Genomic DNA, 271 nt, shown 5'->3' with positions numbered 1-271 from the left:
TGGCGGGGTGCACGCACAGCCACCCGACGGTGTTGGCCCGCTCCCGCCGGCCCCGACGTGCTGCCACCAACGGGGTGCGCCCCCTGCGGCCCCAGGTGCGACGGGTGGGCGGGGACGTGCTCGCACCGCACTCATCGGCGAAGACGATCCACGCCCCGGAGGTCTCAGCGTCCTCTTTTGGCCCGGGGCCACACCTGGGTGCGCCACCGGTCGACCTCTTCCTCATCGCGTTCGGCGGCCCGCGTCGCGGGCACCTGGTGGGAGAAGCCCA

General features: G+C 74.2%; 1 protein-coding gene. It reads right to left on the bottom strand.

The features are described 5' to 3' along the window. Positions 1-164 precede the first annotated feature (164 nt). A complete protein-coding gene (locus tag ACJOT3_RS34805; RefSeq protein ID WP_421536143.1) occupies positions 165-254 on the bottom strand; it encodes a hypothetical protein in 90 nt (29 codons plus the stop codon). Between the last annotated feature and the right edge of the window lie 17 nt (positions 255-271).

This window comes from Nocardiopsis protaetiae, assembly GCF_045446735.1.
Classification (GTDB): Bacteria; Actinomycetota; Actinomycetes; order Streptosporangiales; family Streptosporangiaceae; genus Nocardiopsis; species Nocardiopsis protaetiae.
Note: the sequence above shows the minus strand (reverse complement) of the source record. Positions and strands in the feature narration are given on the sequence as shown.